At 70.5% G+C, this 7,552-nt stretch carries 6 protein-coding genes; 4 read left to right on the forward strand and 2 right to left on the reverse strand.

Annotated elements, in window-relative coordinates:
• Positions 1-123: 123 nt before the first annotated feature.
• Entirely contained in the window at positions 124-552 is a 429-nt protein-coding gene (locus tag ABZ281_RS29190) for a PPOX class F420-dependent oxidoreductase (protein ID WP_356660229.1), read from the reverse strand.
• 186 nt (positions 553-738) lie between these two features.
• On the opposite strand from ABZ281_RS29190, the gene ABZ281_RS29195 reads away from it, so the two are divergent.
• Complete coding sequence (locus ABZ281_RS29195; RefSeq protein ID WP_356660231.1) at positions 739-1,491, forward strand: XRE family transcriptional regulator; 753 nt, start codon at positions 739-741, stop codon at positions 1,489-1,491.
• 25 nt (positions 1,492-1,516) lie between these two features.
• Here the strand turns inward: ABZ281_RS29195 and ABZ281_RS29200 are convergent, their stop codons facing one another.
• Entirely contained in the window at positions 1,517-2,542 is a 1,026-nt protein-coding gene (locus ABZ281_RS29200; RefSeq protein ID WP_356660233.1) for an ATP-dependent 6-phosphofructokinase, read from the reverse strand.
• Positions 2,543-2,764: 222 nt separating this feature from the next.
• On the opposite strand from ABZ281_RS29200, the gene pta reads away from it, so the two are divergent.
• From pta to pyk, 3 genes are all read left to right on the forward strand, one after another.
• Positions 2,765-4,867, forward strand: coding sequence for a phosphate acetyltransferase (gene pta, locus ABZ281_RS29205; RefSeq protein WP_356660235.1), 2,103 nt, complete (start codon positions 2,765-2,767; stop codon positions 4,865-4,867).
• Entirely contained in the window at positions 4,864-6,078 is a 1,215-nt protein-coding gene (locus ABZ281_RS29210) for an acetate kinase (protein ID WP_356660237.1), read from the forward strand. Before pta ends, ABZ281_RS29210 begins: the two co-directional genes overlap by 4 nt.
• 74 nt (positions 6,079-6,152) lie before the next feature.
• On the forward strand, positions 6,153-7,552 hold a 1,400-nt coding region (pyk, locus tag ABZ281_RS29215; protein WP_356660239.1), incomplete at its 3' end, for a pyruvate kinase.

A 7,552-nucleotide genomic window follows, 5' to 3' on the forward strand; every position in this document is an offset into this window, starting at 1 on the left:
CCGCGGCCCCGCCCGCCCCCCCCAGGGGTGCGCCCGGGGACACCTGCCCGCCGGGCGCTCCGATGGCCGACCGCCTCCAGGGCAAGCGCCCTCGATGGACGGCTCAGCCGTCCGTCCCCTCCGTCAGCACCCCGCCCGGAACGGCTCGACCCCCTCCAGCCTCCGCACCCGCGTCGGCTCGATCAGCAGCATCACCCGGCGCTCCCCCGGCAGCAGCCAGGGATACCGGTCCTCGCCGAGATACTTCCGCGCCAGCCGGTCCATCGCCCGCCCCGCGGCCTCCCCCTCCACGAACCGCACGACCTTCCCGCGGATCTCGGCGCGGTCGTACGGGTTCGCGGGGTCGTGATGCGACAGCGAAACGTACGGATTGCGCCGCAGGTTCTCCTCCTTCACCCGCCCCACCGAGGTGTTGACCATGACGTACTCCCCTTCGATGTCCGCCCACATGGGCGACACCTGGGGCGCACCGTCCGCCCCCACCGTCGCGAGATGCCAGAAGTTCGGCGCGAGAAGCCGCTCGCGAATATGCCCGTTGAGCTTGCCGTTCACGTGATCCACTGCCTTTCCGGGCCCGTGATCACAGGGCCCGGCGCCATCCTCGCCCCGCCCGCAACCCCGTCGGCAGACGATCTTCAGCCCCGATCGAACCCGCCGGTAGCCGTAGTTTCGTACAATCCGTGATCCTGGCCGAACAGACCGTAGTCAGCCCACTCCCGCCGCCCTAGCTTGTGGGCCGTGCGCCGACCTTCAGCCCGACCGAGCCAGCCCCCTCCCCCTCCCCCCGGACCGTCCGCCCCGACGGCCCCGCCCTTCAACGCCCCCGCCGCCCGCCGGCTGCGCGCGGCCCTCGGCATGGCCCCCGAACACGTCGCCTACGGCATGCGCGTCTCGTACGGGCACCCCCACGTCACCCTGGACCATGTGAGGGCCTGGGAACGCGGGGCCGCCGCCCCGACCAACTCCGAACTCACCGCGCTCGCGGGCGTGCTGTGGTGCTCACCCGCCGAACTCATCGGCAGACCGCGCACCCTGCGCGAGCACCGCATCGCCCGCTGCCTCGCCCCGGAGGACGTGGCCCGGGCCGTGGGGCACGAGGTGCAGGCGTATCTGCGCATGGAGGAGACCGACTCCTGGCGCGGCACGGACCGGCAGTCCGCCGCCCTGGCCGATCTGCTCGGGCTCGGCCTGCCCGACTTCGTCACGGTCACGGGCCGCGACGGCAGACTCGGCGACCTGCTGCGCAGCGCCGCCACCACCCGCTGGCAGGCCCATGTCCGCCCGGTGGCCAAACTCGTGCCCCTGGACCGGCGGTTCCTCGAGGGTGCCCTGCAGGGCCTGCACGAGGACTACCAGGGGCACATGGCGGCCACCCTGAGCTGGGGTGGCGGCAGCGGTGACGCGGGCGGTGCCGGCCAGGACTTCCTCGACCGGATCGTGGAGCACTTCTGGACGAAGCTCCAGGACGACACCGGCCTGCAGGCCGGCTAGAAGTCGACTCCCGGAGAACCGGCTCCTAGAAGACCGACTCGGCCTCGTCCATCCGGTCCTTCGGCACGGTCTTCAGCTCGGTCACGGCCTCCGCGAGCGGGACCATCACGATGTCCGTACCGCGCAGGGCGGTCATCCTGCCGAACTGCTCCTGGTGCGCCGCCTCCACCGCGTGCCAGCCGAACCGGGTGGCGAGCACCCGGTCGTAGGCGGTCGGCACACCACCGCGCTGGACGTGGCCGAGGATGACCGGCTTGGCCTCTTTGCCGAGGCGCCGCTCCAGCTCGCGGGCGAGGGCGGTGCCGATGCCCTGGAAGCGCTCGTGGCCGAACTTGTCTATGGCGCCCTTGACGTAGTCCATGGAGCCGTCGGTGGGGTGGGCGCCCTCGGCGACGCAGACCACCGCGAACTTCTTGCCGCGGGAGAACCGCTCCTCGACCATCTTCACGAGATCGGCCGGGTCGAACGGCCGCTCCGGCAGGCAGATGCCGTGCGCACCGGCCGCCATGCCGGACTCCAGGGCGATCCAGCCCGCGTGCCGGCCCATGACCTCCACGACCATCACGCGCTGGTGGGACTCGGCGGTGGTCTTCAGCCGGTCCATCGCCTCGGTGGCGACGCCCACCGCGGTGTCGAAACCGAAGGTGCGGTCCGTGGAGGAGATGTCGTTGTCGATCGTCTTCGGGACACCCACGACGGGCAGGCCGGCGTCGCTCAGCATGCGCGCGGCCGTCAGCGTGCCCTCGCCGCCGATCGGGATGAGCGCGTCGATGCCGAACTCGTGGATCATGTCGGAGGCGTTCTCACAGGCCTCGCGCAACCGGTCGCGCTCCAGCCGGGACGACCCGAGGATGGTGCCGCCGCGGGCCAGGATGCCGCTGACGGACTCCAGGTCGAGGCTGCGGTAGCGGCCGTCGAGCAGACCGGCGTAGCCGTCCTCGAAGCCGATGACCTCGTCGCCGTAGTTGTCGACCGCCCGGTGCACGACCGACCGGATCACGGCGTTCAGGCCGGGGCAGTCGCCGCCTGCGGTGAGAACTCCGATACGCATCGTGCTGTGTCTCCTGCTCGCTGTTGACACCGGTGAGCCACTGGCGATTCTTTCACGCTCCACAGCCCCCTGCGGAACCCCTGATCTGACGGGCGCCTTATCTAGCGGCAGAGGTATTGTCAAGAGGGTTCTGCTCACCTCGGTGGGCGATTTTTGTGCCCCAGGCTGGAAAGCCGAGAGTGTGAGGCCTGCCCCCCACTCGAGACGAAACGGAGAGCGCGCGTGACCCGCAGCGTGTACGTGACCGGCATCGACCGCGGCGACGGACGCCAGGTCGTCGAACTGGGGGTCATGGAGCTCCTCACCCGGCAGGTGGACCGGGTCGGTGTGTTCCGTCCCCTGGTCCACGACGGGCCCGACCGCCTCTTCGAGCTGCTGCGCGCCCGCTACCGGCTCACCCAGGACCCGGCGACCGTCTACGGCATGGACTACCACGAGGCGTCCGCCCTCCAGGCCGAGGCCGGCACCGACGAGCTGGTGTCCACGCTCGTCGACCGCTTCCACCTGGTCGCGCGGGACTACGACGTCGTCCTGGTCCTCGGCACCGACTACGCCGGCACGCAGCTGCCGGACGAGCTCGCGCTCAACGCCCGGCTGGCGAACGAGTTCGGCGCGTCCGTGATCCCGGTCGTCGGCGGCCGCAAGCAGACCGTCGAGGCGGTGCTCGCCGAGACGCGCAACGCCTACCGCGCCTACGACACCCTGGGCTGCGACGTCCTGGCCATGGTCGCCAACCGGGTGGCCCGCGAGGACCGCGACGAGATCGCCGGCCAGCTCGACTCCCGGCTGCCCGTGCCCTGTTACGTCCTGCCCGACGAGCCCGCGCTGTCCGCGCCGACCGTCTCCCAGATCGGCCACGCCCTCGGCGCCAGGGTGGTGCTGGGCGACGACTCCGGGCTCGCCCGGGACGTGCTCGGTTTCGTCTTCGGCGGTGCCATGCTGCCGACCTTCCTGGGCGCCCTGACCCCGGGCTGCCTCGTCATCACCCCGGGCGACCGGGCCGACCTCGTCGTCGGCGCGCTCGCCGCGCACAGCGCCGGCACCCCGCCGATAGCGGGTCTGCTGCTCACCCTGGACGAGGTGCCCGGCGACCACATCCTCGCCCTCGCCGACCGCCTCGCCCCCGGCACCCCGGTGCTGTCCGTCGCCGGCACCAGCTTCCCCACCGCCGAGCAGCTGTTCTCCCTGGAGGGCAAGCTGAACGCGGCCACCCCGCGCAAGGCCGAGCGGGCCCTCGGCCTGTTCGAGCGGTACGCCGACACCGTCGACCTCGCGCACCGCGTCTCCGCGCCGAGCAGCGACCGCGTCACGCCGATGATGTTCGAGCACAAGCTGCTGGACCAGGCCCGCTCGGACCTGCGCCGGGTCGTCCTGCCCGAGGGCACCGAGGAGCGCGTGCTGCACGCCGCCGAGGTGCTGCTGCGCCGGGGCGTGTGCGAACTGACGCTGCTCGGCCCGGTCGACCTGATCCGCAAGAAGGCCGCCGACCTCGGCGTCGACCTCGGCGAGTCCCAGCTGATCGACCCCGCCGCCTCCGAACTGCGCGACGCCTTCGCCGAGAAGTACGCCGCCCTGCGCGCCCACCGGGGCGTCACCGTGGAGCTGGCCTACGACGTCGTCTCCGACATGAACTACTTCGGCACGCTGATGGTCCAGGAGGGCCTCGCCGACGGCATGGTGTCGGGCTCGGTGCACTCCACGGCCGCGACCATCCGCCCGGCGTTCGAGATCATCAAGACGAAGCCGGACGCCGACATCGTCTCCTCCGTGTTCTTCATGTGCCTGGCCGACAAGGTCCTCGTCTACGGCGACTGCGCGGTCAACCCGGACCCGAACGCGGAGCAGCTCGCCGACATCGCCATCCAGTCGGCGACCACGGCCGAGCAGTTCGGCGTGGAGCCGCGGATCGCGATGCTGTCGTACTCCACCGGCACCTCCGGTTCCGGCGCCGACGTCGACAAGGTGCGCGAGGCCACCGAGCTGGTGCGCGCGCGCCGGCCCGACCTGAAGATCGAGGGCCCGATCCAGTACGACGCCGCGGTGGAACCGTCGGTCGCGGCGACCAAGCTGCCCGGCTCCGAGGTCGCCGGGCAGGCGAGCGTGCTGATCTTCCCCGACCTGAACACCGGCAACAACACGTACAAGGCCGTGCAGCGCTCGGCCGGCGCGATCGCGGTCGGGCCGGTGCTGCAGGGTCTGCGCAAGCCGGTCAACGACCTGTCCCGTGGCGCCTTGGTCTCCGACATCGTGAACACCGTCGCGATCACCGCGATCCAGGCCCAGATGCCCGCCCCGTCCCCGAGCGAGAAGGCGACCGCCCAGTGAGCCCCACCCGTGTCCTCGTCCTCAACTCCGGCTCCTCGTCGGTGAAGTACCAGCTGCTCGACATGCGCGACAGCAGCCGGCTCGCGGTGGGCCTGGTCGAGCGCATCGGCGAGCAGACGTCCCGGCTGAAGCACACCCCGGCCGGCGGCGAGAGCCGGGAGCGCGGCGGTGCGATCGCCGACCACGACGCCGCGCTGAAGGCCGTCGCCGAGGAGCTCGCCAAGGACGGCCTGGGCCTGGACTCGCCCGAACTGGCCGCGATCGGGCACCGGGTGGTGCACGGCGGCAAGACCTTCACCGAGCCGACCGTGATCGACGACACCGTGCTCGCCGAGATCGAGCGGCTCATCCCGGTGGCCCCGCTGCACAACCCGGCCAACCTCACCGGGATCCGCACGGCCCAGGTGCTGCGCCCGGACCTGCCGCAGGTCGCCGTGTTCGACACCGCGTTCCACACGACCATGCCGGAGTCCGCCGCCCGCTACGCGATCGACGTGAAGACCGCCGACGAGCACCGCGTGCGGCGCTACGGCTTCCACGGCACCTCGCACGCCTATGTCTCGCGCGCCACCGCCGGGCTGCTGGGCAGGGACCCGTCCGAGACGAACGTGATCGTGCTGCACCTGGGCAACGGGGCGTCGGCGTCGGCCGTGCGGGGCGGTCGCTGCGTGGACACCTCCATGGGGCTGACGCCTTTGGAGGGGCTCGTGATGGGTACGCGCTCCGGAGACATGGACCCGGCCGTCATCTTCCATTTGATGCGTGTTGGTGGAATGTCCGCCGACGAGATCGACACTCTTCTCAACAAGAGGAGCGGTCTGATCGGTCTGTGCGGTGACAACGACATGAGGGAGATCCGCCGCCGCGTCGACGAGGGCGACGAGCAGGCGGAGCTGGCGTTCGACATCTACATTCACCGGCTGAAGAAGTACATCGGCGCCTATTACGCCGTACTCGGGCGGGTGGACGCGGTCGCCTTCACCGCCGGTGTCGGCGAGAACGCGGCTCCCGTGCGGGCAGCCGCCCTGGCGGGCCTGGAGGAGCTGGGCCTGGCGGTGGACGGCGAGCGCAACGCCGTACGCGGCGACGAGGCGCGGCTGATCTCGCCCGAGGGCGCCCGGGTCGCGGTGGCGGTGGTGCCTACTGACGAGGAATTGGAGATCGCGACACAGACCTACGCGCTGGTAATTGGTTCGGGGAATCACACCTGAGCGGCATGCCGCCCTTTTGTATTTTCCGCCAGACGGAATATTCCGTTGCGAAACAAACCGATAGGATCGCCCCCATGCGCCGTTCGAAAATTGTCTGTACTCTCGGCCCTGCGGTCGACTCCCACGATCAGCTTGTCGCGTTGATCGAAGCCGGCATGAACGTGGCCCGCTTCAACTTCAGCCACGGCAGCCACGCCGAGCACCAGGGCCGGTACGACCGGGTCCGTGCCGCCGCCAAGGAGACCGGCCGGGCCATCGGTGTCCTCGCCGACCTCCAGGGCCCGAAGATCCGTCTGGAGACCTTCGCCGAGGGCCCCGTGGAACTGGTGCGCGGTGACGAGTTCACCATCACCACCGAGGACGTCCCGGGCGACAAGACGATCTGCGGGACGACCTACAAGGGGCTGCCCGGGGACGTCTCCCACGGCGACCAGATCCTCATCAACGACGGCAACGTCGAGCTGAAGGTCACCGACGTCGCGGGCCACCGGGTCAAGACGATCGTCATCGAGGGCGGCGTCATCTCCGACCACAAGGGCATCAACCTGCCCGGCGCGGCCGTCAACGTGCCCGCCCTGTCCGAGAAGGACATCGAGGACCTCCGCTTCGCCCTCCGGATGGGCTGCGACCTGGTCGCGCTGTCCTTCGTCCGGGACGCCAAGGACGTCCAGGACGTGCACCGCATCATGGACGAGGAGGGCCGCCGCGTTCCCGTCATCGCCAAGGTGGAGAAGCCGCAGGCGGTGCAGAACATGGAGGACGTCGTGATGGCGTTCGACGGTGTCATGGTCGCCCGCGGTGACCTGGCCGTCGAGTACCCGCTCGAGAAGGTCCCCATGGTGCAGAAGCGCCTGATCGAGCTGTGCCGGCGCAACGCCAAGCCGGTGATCGTGGCGACCCAGATGATGGAGTCGATGATCACCAACTCCCGTCCGACCCGCGCCGAGGCCTCCGACGTGGCCAACGCGATCCTGGACGGCGCCGACGCGGTCATGCTGTCCGCCGAGTCGAGCGTGGGCGCGTATCCGATCGAGACCGTGAAGACGATGTCGAAGATCGTCGCCGCGGCCGAGCAGGAGCTGATGTCCAAGGGCCTGCAGCCGCTGGTGCCGGGCAAGAAGCCCCGCACGCAGGGCGGTTCGGTGGCCCGTGCCGCGTGCGAGATCGCCGACTTCCTCGGCGGCCGGGGCCTGGTGGCCTTCACGCAGTCCGGCGACACCGCCCGCCGTCTCTCGCGCTACCGCGCGGTGCAGCCGATCATCGCCTTCACCACCGACGAGGGCACCCGCAACCAGATGGCGCTGAGCTGGGGCGTGGAGCCGCACGTGGTGCCGTTCGTGAACAGCACCGACGAGATGGTCGACCTGGTCGAGCAGGAGCTGGTGAAGCTGAACCGCTTCAACGACGGCGACATCGTGGTCATCACCGCCGGTTCGCCCCCCGGCGTGCCCGGCACCACCAACATGGTGCGGGT

Source organism: Streptomyces sp. NPDC006265, assembly GCF_040613555.1.
GTDB lineage: Bacteria > Actinomycetota > Actinomycetes > Streptomycetales > Streptomycetaceae > Streptomyces.

Excerpts from the sequence above, each read along its gene's own strand:
- ABZ281_RS29200 (WP_356660233.1), bottom strand. The coding sequence starts at position 2,542 with ATGCGTATCGGAGTTCTCACCGCAGGCGGCGACTGCCCCGGCCTGAAC.